Annotated in this window: 16 protein-coding genes; 9 read left to right on the top strand and 7 right to left on the bottom strand. The window is 68.0% G+C overall.

Annotated features, from left to right (window positions below; all coding sequences use genetic code 11):
• Positions 1–85: 85 nt before the first annotated feature.
• The 3 genes from GQ56_RS0107525 to GQ56_RS0107535 form a co-directional block, all read right to left on the bottom strand.
• Positions 86–388: a hypothetical protein gene (locus GQ56_RS0107525; RefSeq protein ID WP_031398068.1), complete on the bottom strand. Its 303-nt coding sequence runs from the start codon at positions 386–388 to the stop codon at positions 86–88.
• An 87-nt stretch (positions 389–475) separates the two neighbouring features.
• A complete protein-coding gene (locus GQ56_RS0107530; RefSeq protein ID WP_031398069.1) occupies positions 476–1,630 on the bottom strand; it encodes a branched-chain amino acid ABC transporter substrate-binding protein in 1,155 nt (384 codons plus the stop codon).
• A 640-nt stretch (positions 1,631–2,270) separates the two neighbouring features.
• Positions 2,271–3,170, bottom strand: a complete 900-nt coding sequence (locus GQ56_RS0107535) for a DMT family transporter (protein ID WP_031398070.1) — start codon at positions 3,168–3,170, stop codon at positions 2,271–2,273.
• Positions 3,171–3,227: 57 nt separating this feature from the next.
• Here GQ56_RS0107535 and GQ56_RS0107540 point away from each other — a divergent pair, with 57 nt between their 5' ends.
• From GQ56_RS0107540 to GQ56_RS0107550, 3 genes are all read left to right on the top strand, one after another.
• Positions 3,228–4,220 carry a LysR substrate-binding domain-containing protein gene (locus GQ56_RS0107540; RefSeq protein ID WP_031398071.1) on the top strand — a complete coding sequence of 331 codons (993 nt, stop codon included), beginning with the start codon at positions 3,228–3,230 and terminating at the stop codon, positions 4,218–4,220.
• 157 nt (positions 4,221–4,377) lie between these two features.
• A complete protein-coding gene (locus tag GQ56_RS0107545) occupies positions 4,378–5,046 on the top strand; it encodes a hypothetical protein (protein ID WP_031398072.1) in 669 nt (222 codons plus the stop codon).
• A 106-nt stretch (positions 5,047–5,152) separates the two neighbouring features.
• Entirely contained in the window at positions 5,153–5,638 is a 486-nt protein-coding gene (locus GQ56_RS0107550) for a hypothetical protein (protein WP_031398073.1), read from the top strand.
• Here GQ56_RS0107550 and GQ56_RS0107555 read toward each other — a convergent pair.
• The 4 genes from GQ56_RS0107555 to GQ56_RS0107570 all read right to left on the bottom strand — a co-directional run bounded on the left by GQ56_RS0107555 (position 5,621) and on the right by GQ56_RS0107570 (position 9,546).
• Entirely contained in the window at positions 5,621–6,727 is a 1,107-nt protein-coding gene (locus GQ56_RS0107555) for an acyltransferase family protein (protein WP_235212655.1), read from the bottom strand. The two genes, GQ56_RS0107550 and GQ56_RS0107555, sit on opposite strands and share 18 nt — an antisense overlap.
• 187 nt (positions 6,728–6,914) lie before the next feature.
• A complete protein-coding gene (locus tag GQ56_RS0107560; protein ID WP_031398075.1) occupies positions 6,915–7,559 on the bottom strand; it encodes a glutathione S-transferase family protein in 645 nt (214 codons plus the stop codon).
• A 106-nt stretch (positions 7,560–7,665) separates the two neighbouring features.
• On the bottom strand, positions 7,666–8,838 hold the full coding sequence (locus tag GQ56_RS0107565; protein ID WP_031398076.1) for a porin: 1,173 nt from the start codon (positions 8,836–8,838) through the stop codon (positions 7,666–7,668).
• Positions 8,839–9,033: 195 nt separating this feature from the next.
• Positions 9,034–9,546: a DUF4262 domain-containing protein gene (locus GQ56_RS0107570; RefSeq protein ID WP_052007213.1), complete on the bottom strand. Its 513-nt coding sequence runs from the start codon at positions 9,544–9,546 to the stop codon at positions 9,034–9,036.
• A 77-nt stretch (positions 9,547–9,623) separates the two neighbouring features.
• On the opposite strand from GQ56_RS0107570, the gene GQ56_RS45845 reads away from it, so the two are divergent.
• From GQ56_RS45845 to GQ56_RS0107605, 6 genes are all read left to right on the top strand, one after another.
• Positions 9,624–9,857 (top strand): hypothetical protein, encoded by a 234-nt coding sequence (locus GQ56_RS45845; protein WP_152601681.1) that lies wholly within the window; start codon positions 9,624–9,626, stop codon positions 9,855–9,857.
• Positions 9,858–10,182: 325 nt separating this feature from the next.
• Positions 10,183–11,979, top strand: coding sequence for a S8 family peptidase (locus tag GQ56_RS0107580; protein WP_081894854.1), 1,797 nt, complete (start codon positions 10,183–10,185; stop codon positions 11,977–11,979).
• 398 nt (positions 11,980–12,377) lie between these two features.
• The gene (locus tag GQ56_RS0107585; protein ID WP_031398080.1) at positions 12,378–12,944 is read left to right on the top strand and encodes a TetR/AcrR family transcriptional regulator; all 567 of its coding nucleotides are present in this window, start codon (positions 12,378–12,380) and stop codon (positions 12,942–12,944) included.
• Positions 12,945–13,168: 224 nt separating this feature from the next.
• On the top strand, positions 13,169–13,594 hold the full coding sequence (locus GQ56_RS0107590) for an organic hydroperoxide resistance protein (protein ID WP_031398081.1): 426 nt from the start codon (positions 13,169–13,171) through the stop codon (positions 13,592–13,594).
• A gap of 57 nt (positions 13,595–13,651) precedes the next feature.
• Positions 13,652–14,686: an alpha/beta hydrolase gene (locus GQ56_RS0107595; protein ID WP_031398082.1), complete on the top strand. Its 1,035-nt coding sequence runs from the start codon at positions 13,652–13,654 to the stop codon at positions 14,684–14,686.
• A 657-nt stretch (positions 14,687–15,343) separates the two neighbouring features.
• Positions 15,344–15,649 carry a hypothetical protein gene (locus GQ56_RS0107605; protein WP_031398084.1) on the top strand — a complete coding sequence of 102 codons (306 nt, stop codon included), beginning with the start codon at positions 15,344–15,346 and terminating at the stop codon, positions 15,647–15,649.
• The last annotated feature ends 69 nt before the right edge of the window (positions 15,650–15,718 follow it).

The following is a 15,718-nucleotide window of genomic DNA, read 5'->3' on the forward strand; positions in this document are numbered from 1 at the left end:
CGGCGCGTAGCGCGCGGCCCGCGAGACGACAGCCATTCCGGCGTCGCGCGGCGGGCGTCCCGACGCGGCCGACGCATGGCCGGGCTCAGGCGTCGGCTTTTACCGTCTTGCGGGTGCGCGGCTTGTCCGCCGCGGGAAACACGCCGACGCCGCGCGGCCGTTTCGGTTCGATCCGCATCTGCCGGATCACGCGCCGGAAGTCGATCTCGTGCGCGGCCAGCGTGCCGATCAGTTTCGCGATGACCGCGAGGTGGGACGGGACGGTGCCCTTGCTCGAATAGTTGGTGATGGAACTTTCATTCATCCGGATCAGGCGGGCGAACTCGCGCGCCGTCAACTGTGCCTTCTTCAACTCCTGTTGAAATTCCGCATACGCCATTGCACACATGATGCTTCGTCTCCGTGAATCAGAAATCGGCCGGCGCGGCGCCGGCGCCGACGGGTGGCGTTCCCGTCGTGCCGGCGCCGCGGCGGATTACATCTTGACCTGGTCGAGGAAGGTCTTCTTGCCGCTCTTGTAGCCGTAGATCGAGATGATCCCGTGCGTCAGGTCGCCCTTCGAATCGAAGGTCGTCGTGCCGATCACGCCGTCGTACTTCGTCGCCGGCATCGCGGCGAGGATCCTGGCCGGATCCGTCGAGTTCGCGCGCTTCATCGCGTCGACCGCGATGTAGACCGCGTCGTACGCGAACGGTGCGTCGAACTTGATGCCCTGGTTGAAGCGCTTCTCGTACTTCGCGACGAACGCCGCGCCGCCCGGCATCTTCTCGAGCGCCGCGCCGGCTTGCGAGCACAGCACGTTGTCGGCCGCCGGGCCGGCCAGCTCGGCCAGCGAGTCGGTGCACACGCCGTCGCCCGACAGGATCTTCGCGCGCAGGCCGAGCTGCTTCGCCTGCTTCGCGAGCGGGCCGCCGGTGGCGTCCATGCCGCCGTACATGATCGCGTCCGGGTTCTCGCCCTTGATCTTCGTGAGAATCGCGCGGAAGTCGACCGCCTTGTCGTTGGTCGCGTCGTGCGACACCACCTTCAGGCCGAGCGCCTTGGCCTTCTTCTCGAACTCGTTCGCGAGGCCCTGGCCGTAGGCGGTCGAATCGTCGACCACCGCCACGCTCTTCACGCCCTTCGCCTGTGCGTAGCTCGCGAGTGCCGGGCCTTGCTGCGCGTCGGTGGCCACCACGCGGTACGTGGTCTTGAAGCCTTGCTGCGTGTAGGTCGGGTTCGTGGCCGACGGCGAGATCTGCACGATGCCCGCGTCGCTGTAGATCTTCGACGCCGGGATCGACGTGCCCGAGTTCAGGTGGCCGATGACGGCGACGACCTTGTCGTCGACGAGCTTCTGCGCGACCTGCGTGGCCTGGCGCGGGTCGGCCGCGTCATCCTGCGCGTCGAGCTGCAGCGTGACCTTCTTGCCGCCGATCGTGAGCCCCTTCGCATTGATTTCCTCGACCGCGAGGCGCGCACCGTTCTCGTTGTCCTTGCCGAGGTGCGAGATGCCGCCCGTCGTCGGTTCGACGCTGCCGATCTTGACGACCTGGTCGGCCATCGCGGTCGATGCGGCCGCGAATGCGGCTGCAGCCAGCGCGACGGTGATCAGGGGTTTGCAGCGCATGCCGACAGTGCTTCGTTCCATCTGCCATCTCCGAATTGAATGATCTTTCTCTTGACGTCTCGACCGGCCGACGGCGAGGTCGGGGCGATCGGACGCGTCTCCATACCCATCACGGGCTTCACTTGCACGGCGTTCCGCCGCACGCCGCGCCGCCCGGTCGAGCCGGTGGACGGGCGCCCGGCGCCGTGCAATTCGTATGAATATATATGAAGCCGGATTGGCGCGCTGCAGCGAATCGCGTCGCGAGGCGGCCACGGCGCGCCCGGCGCCCCGATGCAGTACGCGGCGGAGGCCGGAAATCGTGCGCCGCAGCGGACTGCAGGCTGCGATTCGCTGTCGGCGGCCTTACGGACGCATCCATTATTCGGCCGGTCGACGCGGCGAAGCCATGGACACTGACGCGCGGTCAATCCGGAACTGTTCGGTCGATTTGTCTGCACAGTTCGGACCCCACGATCGTGCCGCCGATGGCGCAGCCGCGTTTCATCGAGATCGATCTCCTGGTTTTATGCAACTAACGGTCAAATCCGGCCGTGCCTGCGAACGGGCGCGAAGCAACTGCCTGCGCGATGCATCCGGTCTTGCGGAAGCCGGGGTACACTTCGACCGCTCGCCGGCAAGGTATCGGGCAGCGATGGGGCCGGCCGCTGTCGCCGCGATCCTAGGAGCGTCCGCGCAACGCCACGAAGATCACGCCGGCGATCGCCAGCAGGCCGCCGCATACCGTCTCGATGCCGGGCCGCTCGCCCGTCAGCGCCATCGACAGGAGCGTCGCGACCGCCGGCGTCAGATAGAGGAAATTGGCGGCGCGCGCCGCGCCGAAGTAGCCGAGCGCGAAGGTCCACGTCGCGTAGCCCAGCGCGGCCGGAAAGATGCCGAGCATCAGGACCGCCAGCAGCGTGTCGCGCGATCCGCCGCCGAGCGCGACGAGCGCGCCGGGCAGCCACGGCGTGAGCAGCAGCGCACCGGCCAGCAGCGTGTACGCGGTGCAGGCCAGCGCGCCGTACACCGGAATCAGCCGCCGCTGCAGCACGAAGTAGCTGGCCGAGCACAGGGCCGCGCCGAGAATCAGCGTGCTGCCCGCGCCGAGCACCAGGCCGCCCGGCTGCCCGCTCGCGATCACCGCGATGCCGGCGAGGCTGACCAGCGAGCCGAGCCAGCCCCAGCGATTGAAGCGCTCGCCCAGAAACACGGATGCCAGCAGCGCCGTGAAGATCGGCAGCGTGTTCACGATGAAGCTGGCCGCGCCGGGCGACACGGTCTGCTCGCCGGTATTGAGCAGCGCGTTGTAGAGCGCGATGCCGAGAAAGCCGCACAGCAGGAAGCGCCGCGTGTCGCGCCGCGTCGGCAGGCTCGGCCGCCGCACCGCCAGCCAGACGGCGATCAGCACGGCCGCGGTGGCGAAGCGCGCCGCCGCGAGCTGGAGCGGGGTCAGGCCGTGCAGGCCGATCCGGATGAACGGGAAGGCGGACGCCCACGAGACGATCGTGAAGGCGACCGCGCCGGCCGCGGCCAGCGGCTGCCGCGCAGTGCGCGGCGAAGGGTTGGAGAGCGTGTTCATGCGGCCATGATGCGGCGCGGCGAGATGTTAAGCTAGCGCACAGATCAGCACACGGATATGACCATGATTCACAGCTCGAGCCGGCGGCCGGCCGGTGCGTCGGCCCGCGCGAAGCAGGGATCGGAGGCGGTGTCCGCCGCGGTGCCGGCGTCGGCGCCGGGCTCGCGGCCGCCGCTCGCGAGCCTGGAGACGGTGTGCACGGTCGCGCGCGAAGGATCGTTCCTGGCGGCCGCCGAAGTCGCCGGCGTCACGCACGGCGCGATCAGCCGCCGGGTGGCCGCCGTCGAGAACTGGCTTGGCCTGATGCTGTTCGAGCGGCATGCGCGCGGCGTGCGCCTGACACCGGACGGGCAGCGTTTCGTCGGCCGCATCGAGCAGGCATTCGCGATCATCGACAGCGCGGCCGATCAGTGGCGCTCGCCGCGCACGCCGCGACTGGTCCGGTTGAGCGTGGTGCCCGCGTTCGCGCAGCTGTGGCTGTTCGAGCGGCAGCATGCGCTCGAGCACGCGGCGCCCGCGTTGCGGATCGAGCTCGGCATCGAGCTTCGCAACGTGGATATCGCCGGCGGCGAAGCGGATCTGTCGATCCGGTACGGGCGCGGCAACTGGCGTAGGCTCGAGACGCGCGCGTTCATGCCCGAGCGGCTTTATCCTGTCGCGCATCCGCGGCTCGCCGCGCAACTGGCAGGGGAGCGCCGCCGTCGCGGCGATGCCGCGCTGCTCGACATGCCGTTGCTGCACGACTCCGACGTGACCGGCTGGCGCACGTGGTTCGATGCACTGGGGGTGCCGTTCAAGCCGCGCGCGCAGGACCGCCGTTTCGAGGACTACAACCTCGTGCTGGCCGCGGCCGAGGCGGGGCTCGGCGTCGCGCTGGCGCGCGTGCCGCTCGCCGACGCCTATCTCGCGCGCAGCGGGCTCGTGCGCGTGAGCCGGCACGAGGTCGATTCGGTGCTCCGGTATTACTTCGTGCATGCGAAGGGAGAAAACCGGCCGGAGGTGCTGGCGTTGATGGACAGGATGCGGGCGGCGTTGGGGAACGGCGGCTAGGCGCCCCGGCCGGGGCGCGGGAAACGGCGCGCAATGCGCGGCGCTAGGCTTGGGCCGCCGGATCGACGACAATGCGACCGCGAAAAACGATGAGGTGGAGAGAAATGAACGAGAATCGAACATGTTTGCAGCCGTGCGGATGCACGGGAGGTCAGCGATGAACAGGCCGGACAAGTCGTCGAAGGCGCGTGCGGCGCTCGACCAGCTGTTTTCGGGCATGGCGCCCGCGGAAGCGACGCGCGCGTCGCGGCCGGGCAATCCGTTCGAAACGGATGGCAACGTGGCGTCCGCCGGCCCGGGCGGGCGCCGCGGGGTTGACGTCACGCTGTCGACCCGGATCCAGCTGCGCGGCTATCCGAACGCGGACGCCTTCATGAAGCGCATGGCAGAAGCCTGGGGGCTGGAGTGGGGCATGTACGACAGCGTCAAGGCAATCGCCACGCTGCCGGCCGGATGGCGATCGCGCCGGCTGCCGGAAGTCACGCAGATCGTCGACACGCACGACGTGCTTCGCGCGGAGAGCAGCCTGCAGGGCGGCGAGATGTCGTATCTGAAAGTGCATCCGCGCTACTACATCGACGCCCGCAAGGGGTTCGGCTGGGGCAAGTCGTCGAAGGCGTCCGACGATCCGGATCTGGACGGCCCCGACTGGAACTGCTTCGTGGTCGATCGCGAAAAATCCATCGAAGTGCACGAACTGACCACCTCGTCGCTGAAGGCCGACATGGACAACGCCCGCGCGACGTTGCTGAAATGGCTGGACGAGAACTATCCGAAACATCGCGATCCTTTCGCGTACTGGACGGATTGCGAAGGCGGCGCGTAAGTTTGCGCGATCGCCCGATCCGGTATCGCGCGCGTACGCCGCGCGTTCCGGGCGAATGGGGCGCCTGCCGTTTCGATGCGGGTGCCGGTCCCGATGGGAGGATCCGTTGAAGCGGGCCGGTCCGATTCCGGTTCTCTGGGCTGCCTTCGGCGCCGCGACCGGATCGACCGTCGCCGAACTGCTGCTCTGGTCGGCCGTGGGCGACGACGCGATCGGGAACCTGTGGCGCGACACGCGCCTCACGGCCGCCATCGTGATGGGGCGTCACGTGCTCGTCCCGGCCGCCGGCCTCGATGCGTCGATCCTGGGCGCGGCGACCCTCGTGCATCTCGGCTTGTCGCTCGCCTATGCAGCCGTGCTGGCGACGATGATCCGCCGCCTGTCGCTAGCGGCCGCGCTACTCGCGGGCGGCGTGTTCGGCCTCGCGCTGTACGGCGTCAACCTCTACGGGTTCACCGCGATTTTTCCGTGGTTCATTCCGGTGCGCGGCGCGATCACGCTGGCGGCTCACCTGGTATTCGGCATCACGGCCGCGGCGGTCTGGCGTATCGCCGCGCGGCGGGGCACAACGGCGCTACAGGATCGACGCTAGCCTCGGCACGCGAAGCAGCAGGCCGGCAATCAGATGGCACGCGACGCACGCGATGCAGCCGGTCACGGCGAACTTCAGGAACGGGGCGGCCGGCACGGTTCTCCACGCGAGGGCGACGGCCACCAGCACGGGCGGATGGATGACGTAGACGGTGTAGGCGCGTCGCGACAGCGGTTGCCATACGCCCTTCAGCCGTTCGAAGCGGCGCTGGAAACGGCTGACGAGAAACAGTATCGCGCCCCACGCAACCAGCGGCTCCCAGAACGCATAGATCACCGCCTGCGGACGGCCGCGCAGCGCGGGCACGTGCTTCGCGAGCAGGTAGGCGAGCGGCAGGACCGGCAGCGCCAGCCACGCGATGCGCCACCACAGGGCGACCTGCCGCGCCGGAAAGCGCTCGATCCAGCGTCCGCCCGCCGTCCGGCAGCCGGCGGCGTACAACACGACGTAGCTGGCGAAGTACCCGAGCTGGAGCCCCGATACGTTGACGCCGACCGGCCATCGGGACCGCAGCGCCAGCGCCGCGCCTCCCGTCAGCAGGGCCGCCGCGGCTAGGGTCCGGTCCGACGGGAAGCGTGGCGGAGCGGGCCGGTTCGCACCGCGCGCCCCGGTGCGCGGGAACGCGGTGCGCCAGAGCGCCGCGGCCACGCTGAACATCAGCAACGCCTCGGCGAACCACATCGGGCCGTTCTCGAACGTGCCGCTGCGCCACAGGCGGCCCAGCGTCGCCGCGAACGGGTGCCCCGCGCCGGCTTGCGCCAGCGCGATCGTCGCGGGGCCGATCAGGAAGCCGTATGCCAGCAGGGGCAGGCCGAGCCTGAGGAACCGGTCGGCCAGGAAACGGGCGGGGCCCTTGCGCTCGAGGGAGCCCGTCGTGTAGTAGCCCGCGAGAAAGAAGAACAGGCCCATGAAGAACGCCTGGTTGATCGCGCAGAAGAGCGTCAGCAGCGCGGATTGCACCGACGGGCCCGCGGCGACCTCGTGGTAGTACCAGCCGCCGACCGCACCGTAGGTGATCGCGCAGTGGTGAAACACCACCAGCAACGTCAGGCAGGCGCGCAACGCGTCCAGCCCGGCGTTGCGAGACACGGCAACCAAGTTGTCCGGCCGGAAGACCGAATCGACCGCAAGATCCTGAGTGCGCATGGCATTGCCCGTAGTGGGGCGGGCCGGTCACGACCCGCATTGCGACGAGAGGTGTACATCCGGCGGGCGTCGCGCTCGGCAACCTGCGCCGCCGCCATGACGCCCCGTCGTTCGATGGCCGGCGCGATGCCTAGTCGAGCCGCCCGCGCAGGTCGTCGAACGGAATCATCACATGCGTGCGATACGCGGGCCGCGCCTGCAGTCGTTCGTACCATGCCTGCACGTGCGGGAGGTCCGGCCGGGCGATGTCGAGTTCGAAATAGCGATACAGATGCGTGCCGGCCGCGATGTCGGCGAGCGAGAGCGTGTCGCCCGCGAGAAACGCCTGCCCGGCCAGCGCCGCGTCGAGCTGCCGGAAATGCTGCGCGCACTGCGCGATGCTCTGCGCGACGCGCTCGGTGTCGCGCTGTTCGGGCGGCGTCCGGTAATAGCCGCGAAACACGCCGTTGAGGAACGCCGGCTGCAGCGTGGTCTGCGACCAGTCCATCCAGCGGTCGGCGCGCGACCGCTCGGCCGGGTCGGCGGGCCAGAAGGCGGGCGCGCCGTAGCGCGCGGCGAGGTAGCGCAGGATGCTGTGCGATTCCCAGACGACCGTGCCGCCGTCGTCGATCACGGGCACGCGCCCGTGCGGGTTCATCGCGAGAAAACCCGGCGTGTCGAGCTCGCCGAACGACCCGCCGGCCGGCACGTGCCGATGCGCAAGCGCGAGCTCGTCGACGAGCCACATCACCTTCTGGACGTTGAACGCGTTGCGGCGCCCCCATACGGTCAGCATTCGGGTCTCCTTGTGTTGTGCGGAACGGGAACGCCGACAGTGTAAACGCGACAGGCGCGCACCGAGGTGCGCGCCTGCCGGTTGTCGTCGTCGCGCGACGACGCGATCAGAACTTGTGGCGGATGCCGACGATCGCGAGTTCCTGCGTGTCGGTGCCGGAGTTCACGCCGTACGAGCCGACCGACGCGTCGGCCTTCACGAGCGCGCCGTTCGCGTTGAGTGTGTTGCCGCTCGCCTTCTGGTAGCCGAACAGGGCGTACAGGTCGGTGCGCTTCGACAGCGCGTAATCCGCGCCGAGGTTGACCTGGTTGTAGTGCGCGGAAGCCGGGCCCGTCAGCGACGTGTAGTTGTAGCCCACGCCCGCGCGCAGCGCCGGCGAGAACTGCCAGTTGAAGAACGCCGAGCCGTTGTTGAACTTCGCGTTCTGGGTGAAGGCCGACAGCGTGTCCGCGCCGTACTGCGTGTTCGAATACGCGAGGCCGAAGGTGGCCGGCCCGGCGACGTACTGGCCGGCCACGCGCACGATCTGGATCGACTTCGCGCTCGAGAAGCCCTGGTTGATCACGGTGTTGAACAGCGTGTCCGAGCTGCTCGACCAGGTGCGCACGCCATTCGTGACCGAGGAGCCGCCGTTCGCGTAGAAGAAGCCGGCGCCGAGCGACAGCGGGCCGTTCGCGTAACTTGCGCCGAAGCTGTACGTGCGGCCGCTGCCGGTCGCGCCCGCGACGCCGCCGAAGCCGTACAGGCCTTCGAACTGGAAGCCGGAGATCAGCGGGCTCGTGTATTTCACCGAGTTGCTGACGCGCAGGCTGTTGTCGTAGTTGTCGAGGTCGCCCGGCGTCGCGAACACGCCGCCGAAGTAGTTGTCCTGCGTGAGGCCCTGCACGAGATCGACGACCGGATCGTACTGGCGGCCGAGCGTGACGGTGCCGTACGTGCTGCTCGCGAGGCCGACGACGGCCTTGCGGCCGAATTCGCGGCCGCCCTGGCCGAGCGCGCCCGTGCCGATGTTGAAGCCGTTTTCGAGCTGGAACAGCGCGGACAGGCCGCCGCCGAGATCCTCGGTGCCGCGCAGCCCCCAGCGGCTGCCCGACAGGTTGCCGCTGCTGAACTTGACGAGGCTCGACGCGTTGCTGCCGTTCGCGTTCTGCGCGTTGTGCACGTATGCGATGCCCGCATCGGCGATGCCGTACAGCGTGACGCTGCTTTGTGCATGTGCGCCGGCGGCGAAGAGCGCGGCCGGCAGCGCGAGCAGTGCGAATGACCGGATTGGTTTCATTATCGGGTTCCCCTGTTGGTCGATGAGTCTGGCGAATCGGTGAACGATACGGATCGCGTATCGTCAAGGGAACCAATAAATTGTCGGATCGTTATGAGGCCGCGCGGGGATCGGTGCGCGCGCAACGGCATGACGCTGGCTGCCCGGTGCGAGCGTCGCCGGTTGCCGAGGCTGCCCGGCACCGCTCGGCGTGCTTCAATGCCGATCGCCCCTGGGCTCGTACAGACGCGGCTGCGCCGCGTTCAACGCATCGTCCGCACCCGGTTGCCCGGGAAACACCCCGTTGCGGTCGGGCCACAGCAACTGGACGCACGGGAACTCGTCGTTGCCGTAGAACCAGCGGTTCCAGCCGAGGTGCGCGGCGTAGTGCGCCTTCGCCACCGGCATCAGGAGCGCGTTCGCGTTGCCGTAGACAGCCGCCGTAACTTCTCCGATCGGCGGCGGTGTATCCGCCGCGATCATCCGGTAGACGTCCCACAGCACGTCGTGGACGATGCGCGCCGGCAACGAGAACACGATGATCTCCGGAAAGCCGTGGTTCACCCAGAACCCGGTCGTGAACGAGAAGCCCGGATTGTCCGCTTCCGCGAACACTTCGGTGCGGAACCATCCGTGCTCGCGGATCCGGCTCACGAAGCGTTGCTCGACGTCGTCGAGTACGGAATCGGGCGCATCCAGCGCAGTGGCGATATCCGGTCGCGTGGTCATGGCGTATTCCTTGATCCGTGTCGGTCGATATGAAACCGGGCGGCGGCGTGCGGCCGCCGGGCATGCGATCGCGGTCGGTGACGCCGCCGATCGACGTGCGCCATCTTGCCATGGCGGCCCGGGCGGCGCGGATCGCGCCGCTGGCTTGCTGCGCGGCCTCCCCGGTTTCGCGGGGGAACCCGCCCGCCGCGCGGGTGCGCCCACAGCGCCGCATGGATGCCGCCGCCCTTCAGCAACTGCCGGTGCGAACCTTCCTCGACGATGCGCCCTTCATCGAGCACGATCCTGCCGTCACGGCCGGCCCGGGATGAGGCGCAAGCACGGTCTTGTGCCTGCCCGTCGGTTCAAGTAGATGACCGGGGCCGGGGATTCAACGGGATTCTCCGATAAGCAAATCATAAAATTAAGCATGCCTAAGCAGTTGACATTTGAGCGAGGATTGTCGCTTTTATCGAGCAGGAATTGAAGAATTCGTTACGAACGTCGACGAAGTGACGACATTAATCGGGCCGGGTCGTCGATAGAGTGGTCACCCCAAGTGCCGGGCGCTTTGTGCAGCGGCACCTCGAGCCGACATTCCGGCTTTGCTCTACGGCCGGGGGGCACGTGGGCCTGCCAACACAACACGGGGTCTCTATGAAGTTTTCTTTGCAGGTGGCGTACGCCTGTCTCCTGGTCGCGACCGTCGGCCCGATCGCGGGGTGTGGGGGAGGCGACGGAGGAGACGGCAAGCCGCCGGCTGTCGTACCGACGAAGCCGGCAGATAGTGGGGGGAGCCCGACCCCTGTCGCTCCTGCGAATCCACCGACACCGCCTGCCGACGATACCCGCTGCGATGCCCAGGACCGGACGACTCCGGCGACTGCCACGGCGGATGTGGATCGACGCGCGACCGGCCTGATCGTGACGCTGCTGCCCACCACGGGAATGGGCCCCGGCGCCCGGGCGATGGCCACACTCGATCCGGCCCGTCGCTTCGACGCCGTGATCGCCCGGGTGATGTCGAGGACGACCGGCAAGAGCGTGAGCAAGCAGGTCTATGCCGCGACGAGAGCCAGTCCGGCGCCACGCGTGGCACGAATGCTGTTCGCGTCGACAGCGCTCATTGCCGTCGACGACGTCGTTTCCGCGGACCGTCTTGCGCCGCTCGCATCGGCGTTCGCGGCGGACCCGGACGTGGCCGGCGTGGAGCTTGACGACGCGATGACCGTGCGGGCGATACCGACGGACCCGGAGTTTGCAAGGCAATGGAATTTCATGAGCGGGGCGGCCGGCATCGATTTACCCGGTGCCTGGGACATTACGACGGGGGCGCCGAGTGTCGTGACCGCCGTGCTGGACACCGGATATGTTCCGCACGCCGATCTCGTCGGCAACCTGCTCCCCGGGTACGACTTTCTCACCAGCACGATCACCGGCAACAACGGTCACGGGCGCGGGCCGGACGCAACCGATCCCGGCGACTGGGTGACGAAAGACGAGTCCAACGATCCGACAGGCCCGTTCCGCAAGTGCGACCCGCACACGAGTTCCTGGCACGGCACGAGGGTGGCGGGCCTGATCGGAGCGAGCGCGAACAACGGCATCGGGATCGTCGGCGCGAATTGGTACGGCAAGATCCTGCCGGTTCGAGTGCTCGGCAAATGCGGCGGACCGACCAGCGACCTCATCGACGGACTTCGGTGGGCGGCCGGTATAGCCGTTCCGAACGTACCTGCGAATCCCTACCCTGCCAAAGTGATCAACTTGAGCCTCGGCGGCAACGGCCCATGCGGCGACGCACTCCAGCATGCGATCGACGATGTCGTCGCGGCCGGCTCGACGATCGTCGTCGCCGCCGGGAACGATGGTGTCCGGTCCGCCCGGGACCGACCGGCCAACTGTCGAGGGGTCATTGCCGTCGGGTCGACCGACAACACCGGCCGTCGTGCGTGGGACAGCAATTTCGGCCCGAACATCACGCTGAGCGCGCCCGGCGCCAACGTATGGTCGACCACGAATACGGGTACCAGCGTTCCCCGAAGCGACGCGTATAACGCGGGGAGCGGCGCCAGCTATGCGGCCCCCCAGGTTGCCGGGGTCGTCTCGCTGATGCTGACCGTCAACCCGGCCCTCTCGCCGGCAAGAATCGCGGACATCCTGAAGCAGACGGCCCGATCCGGGGCGGCAGGAGCGTCGCTGTCCTGTCGCGCCCGTCCGGCTGGTGCGGGTATCGTCGATGCGGCTGCTGCGGTGGCGGCGGCGCAAAGACAAGGCGCCGCCGTGCCCCAGGGGAACCTTCCAGGAGCGTCGGTCGGTGGCGCAGCAAGCGCGCCGGGCGCCGTTCCGGCGCAAGGCGCGACGGTATCGCACCCGATCGACGGCCAAACCGATACAGGCACTCATTACCTGGATAGTGTCGGAAACGTCATTGCGACTAAGCCGGGCGCGTGACAGGCCGGCATGGCGACCTCGCAGGGTGGCACTGGTTCCGGTCGACGGTAGCCTGCTGATCTACTTTGGTATGGCAGGAAGCGATGGCCAGGTCGCACGGTGTTTTTCCCGACCCGGCAGCTTGTCTGTCATGGCGCCTGGGGCCGGTGTTCCTGGACGTCGGGGCGACGGGAGCCGGGAGCCGTCTGCCCCGGTCAATCCGCGATCACTCGATTTGCGTTGTGTCGGCGGATGGCTGTCGCAAACCCGCTCGACGAAGGTAGCGGATGCGAGCGGAATTCGCAGTGGCGACCTCCGGGGCCGGCACACGGGCCGCTTCCGCGCGCAGAGGCGGATCATGTGTCGCACTCTGAAGAAAGTCCTTGACTGTCTATCTATGAGTAGATAAAGTTCGATCCATGGAACCGAAACCGACCGTCCGCGAACAGATTCTCGACCACGCGATCACGCTTATGATGCTGCGCGGCTACAACGGCTTCAGCTATCGAGACCTGTCCGACTTGGTGGGCGTGAAGACGTCGAGCATCCACTACTACTTCCCGTCGAAGGACGATCTCGTGCTGGAAGCGGTGGCGGTCTACAGCGACGAAGTCGTCGCGGCCATGCGGGCGATCGATCCGGCGTTGCCGGCCGACGTGAAGCTGAGCCTGTACACGAAGCTGTTCGGCCGGACGCTCGGCGACGGCGACCGCATCTGCCTGTGCGGGATGCTGGCGGCCGACATCGAATCGCTGCCGGAGAACGTGCGGCACGCGGTGCAGGCGTTTTTCAAGGCCAACGAAAGCTGGCTTGCGGAATTGCTGGCGCAGGGTGCGAAGGAAGGCACGCTGCAGTTCAGCGGCAAGCCCGAAACGGCCGCGCGCACGTTGTACGCGGCGTTCCAGGGCAGCGTGCTGGCCAGCCGGCTGTTCCATACGCGGGCGCGTCTCGAGGATGTCGAGGCTGTCTGGAAAACGCGGCCCTGACAGGCAGCGCAAGCGGTCGGGCGGTTCGCCGCCTTTTTTTGGGTTTGGTTGTCTATCTGTCGATAGATAGATGATTGGAGCAGGTGGATCGATCCCCTGCATTTTTTTGGGGCTGTTTATCTATCTATGAGTAGATAAACAAACGCGATGCCGGCGGCAGCGCCACCGGCAAGCGGCCCCGGGTTGGAAGGCTGTTTCACTCACTGATTGAAAAGGAGTCTGTCATGTCGATCGAAAAAGTGCTGTACCGCGCCCATGCAAAAGCCACCGGCGGCCGCGACGGCCGTGCGACGGTGCCCGAGAGCAACCTCGACCTGAAGCTGACCACGCCGCGCGAGCTGGGCGGCGCGGGCGGTGCGGGCGCGAACCCCGAGCAACTGTTCGCCGCCGGCTACAGCGCGTGCTTCATCGGCGCGATGAAGTTCGTCGCGGCCCGCGACAAGATCGCGATGCCCGCGGACGCCGCGATCGAAGGCAGCGTCGGTATCGGCGCGATCCCGAACGGCTTCGGCATCGAGGTCGAACTGAAGATCTCGCTGCCGGGCCTCGATCGCGACACCGCGCAAACGCTGATCGACCGTGCGCACGTCGTCTGTCCGTACTCGAACGCGACGCGCGGCAACATCGACGTCACGCTGACGCTCGCCTGATGTCACGTACTGCGAAACATCCATCGTCATTCACCTGTTGAGCCAAGGAATACCATCATGAAGATCGTCAAGCCGCTGCTGATCGCTGCCGCCGTCGCAGCCGCCCTGTCCACCGCCCCTGCCGCGTTCGCCGCCGGCGCCGACACCGTCCGGCCCGACGCGACGACGAGCGGGTTCCTCGCCGCGCTGAACGGCCAGAAGGGCCCGGGCCTCGAAACGCTGAGCCCCGCGAAGGCGCGCCAGGTGCTGGTCGACGCGCAGAACGGCGCGAAGGTGGATCTGTCCGGCATCGACGTGTCGAATCGCACGATCGAGCAGGACGGCCTGTCGGTGCCGGTCACGATCGTGCGCCCGCAGGGCGCGACGGGCACGCTGCCGGTGTTCATGTTCTTCCACGGCGGCGGCTGGATTCTCGGCGATTTCCCGACGCACGAGCGCCTGGTGCGCGATCTCGTCGTGCAGTCGGGCGCCGTCGCGGTGTTCGTGAACTACACGCCGTCGCCGGAAGCGCATTACCCGGTCGCGATCAACCAGGCCTATGCGGCGACGAAGTGGGTGGCCGCGCACGGCGCGGAGATCGGCGTCGATGGCAGCCGCCTCGCGGTGGTGGGCAACAGTGTCGGCGGGAACATGGCGGCCGTCGTGGCGCTGATGGCGAAGGACAAGGGCGGACCCGCGATCCGCTTCCAGGGGCTGCTGTGGCCGGTGACGGACCACAACTTCGACACGGGTTCTTACAACACGTATCAGCAGGGCCACTTCCTGACGCGGCCGATGATGAAGTGGTTCTGGGACGCCTACACGAAGAACGACGCGCAACGCAACGAGATCTACGCGTCGCCGCTGCGCGCGAGCACCGCGCAGTTGAAGGGCCTGCCGCCCGCGCTGATCCAGGTCGCGCAGTTCGACGTGCTGCGTGACGAAGGCGAAGCGTACGGCCGCAAGCTCGACGCGGCCGGCGTGGACGCGACGACCACGCGCTACGACGGCACGATTCACGATTTCGGTCTGCTGAACGTGCTGGCCGGCGATGCGCCGACGAAGGCCGCGATGAAGGCGATGGGCAATGAAATCGCGACGCGGCTGAAGTAACGCGGCGGGTTCGCGGCCGCGTTGTGGCCCGGGGCGGGTGCAGCGCGGCCGCGCATCATCGGAAGGCGGGCGGAGGCCCGCCTTTGTTGCATGCGGGCGGCGGGGTGGGCGTTTGATGCGGATTGCTTGCTGCCTGCAACCCGCAACCCGCAACCCGCAACCCGCAACCCGCAACCCGCAACCCGCAACCCGCAACCCGCAACCCGTGCGTGAGCGTGAGCGCCCACGCCTTTACGCCCCGGTGCGGCATCGCCATTACCTTCGTGAACGCCGCCGCGCCGGGCAGGGCAGGCACCGTGCGCGTGCCGGGTCGGCGTGGAAGCCGGCGCGTTCGACGGGCGCGGAATGGGGTTGAACGGCGTGCCGGCGGCCTTCGTCGTATCGATTCCGCTGGCGTGCTACCGTTGTCGCGCCGCGCTTGAGCACCGGTCGGGCGGGGCGTCCGGGCGTTATCGGTTTCCCGGATGGCGCGGACGCGGTGCCGAAACGGCGGCGCCGGCGGCGCGCACGTATCGGCGCCGTTATCGGGAGAATTCGGCAACGCACACGGACAATCTCGCGGCGATCGGCTAACGTTGCATCGGCGCCGTTGTCGCAGGCCGTCGCGTGCGCGCCGGTGTCTTACCCACAACCAACAATCGACAAGGAGATCCGGCCATGAAGCAGTCTCGCGTGGTTTCGGTAGCAGTGGCAGTCATGGCGTCGTGCGGTCTGCTGTTGACCGCCGCGCCGGCGGCGTACGCGCAGGACCCGGCGTCAGCGCCGACGCAGAAGCAGCTCGACAAGGCGCAGAAGAAGGCCGCCCGCAAGGCGGCCCGGGCGCGGCATGCATCGGACCTGAAGTCGATCGGCACGGGCAGCGGCTACCGGCTGACCAACGACCAGAGCAACTATCCGCAGAATGCCGCGCAGAAGGCGCCCGCGACGAAGGCGGCGCCCGCCGCGCCGGCGTCGGGCCAGTAACGGCCGGAAAGCCGCACAACGCGCAAACGGCGCCGGATCGACCGGCGCCGTTTGCGTTTGCGCTTGCGT

Source organism: Burkholderia paludis (assembly GCF_000732615.1).
Lineage (GTDB): Bacteria > Pseudomonadota > Gammaproteobacteria > Burkholderiales > Burkholderiaceae > Burkholderia > Burkholderia paludis.

Coding starts and splice junctions, on each gene's coding strand:
- GQ56_RS0107605 (WP_031398084.1), top strand. CDS start 15,344: ATGAAGCAGTCTCGCGTGGTTTCGGTAGCAGTGGCAGTCATGGCGTCG.
- GQ56_RS0107560 (WP_031398075.1), bottom strand. CDS start 7,559: ATGCTGACCGTATGGGGGCGCCGCAACGCGTTCAACGTCCAGAAGGTG.
- GQ56_RS0107565 (WP_031398076.1), bottom strand. CDS start 8,838: ATGAAACCAATCCGGTCATTCGCACTGCTCGCGCTGCCGGCCGCGCTC.
- GQ56_RS0107535 (WP_031398070.1), bottom strand. CDS start 3,170: ATGAACACGCTCTCCAACCCTTCGCCGCGCACTGCGCGGCAGCCGCTG.
- GQ56_RS0107580 (WP_081894854.1), top strand. CDS start 10,183: ATGAAGTTTTCTTTGCAGGTGGCGTACGCCTGTCTCCTGGTCGCGACC.
- GQ56_RS0107590 (WP_031398081.1), top strand. CDS start 13,169: ATGTCGATCGAAAAAGTGCTGTACCGCGCCCATGCAAAAGCCACCGGC.
- GQ56_RS0107540 (WP_031398071.1), top strand. CDS start 3,228: ATGACCATGATTCACAGCTCGAGCCGGCGGCCGGCCGGTGCGTCGGCC.
- GQ56_RS0107545 (WP_031398072.1), top strand. CDS start 4,378: ATGAACAGGCCGGACAAGTCGTCGAAGGCGCGTGCGGCGCTCGACCAG.
- GQ56_RS0107525 (WP_031398068.1), bottom strand. CDS start 388: ATGTGTGCAATGGCGTATGCGGAATTTCAACAGGAGTTGAAGAAGGCA.
- GQ56_RS0107530 (WP_031398069.1), bottom strand. CDS start 1,630: ATGGAACGAAGCACTGTCGGCATGCGCTGCAAACCCCTGATCACCGTC.
- GQ56_RS0107595 (WP_031398082.1), top strand. CDS start 13,652: ATGAAGATCGTCAAGCCGCTGCTGATCGCTGCCGCCGTCGCAGCCGCC.
- GQ56_RS0107585 (WP_031398080.1), top strand. CDS start 12,378: ATGGAACCGAAACCGACCGTCCGCGAACAGATTCTCGACCACGCGATC.
- GQ56_RS0107570 (WP_052007213.1), bottom strand. CDS start 9,546: ATGACCACGCGACCGGATATCGCCACTGCGCTGGATGCGCCCGATTCC.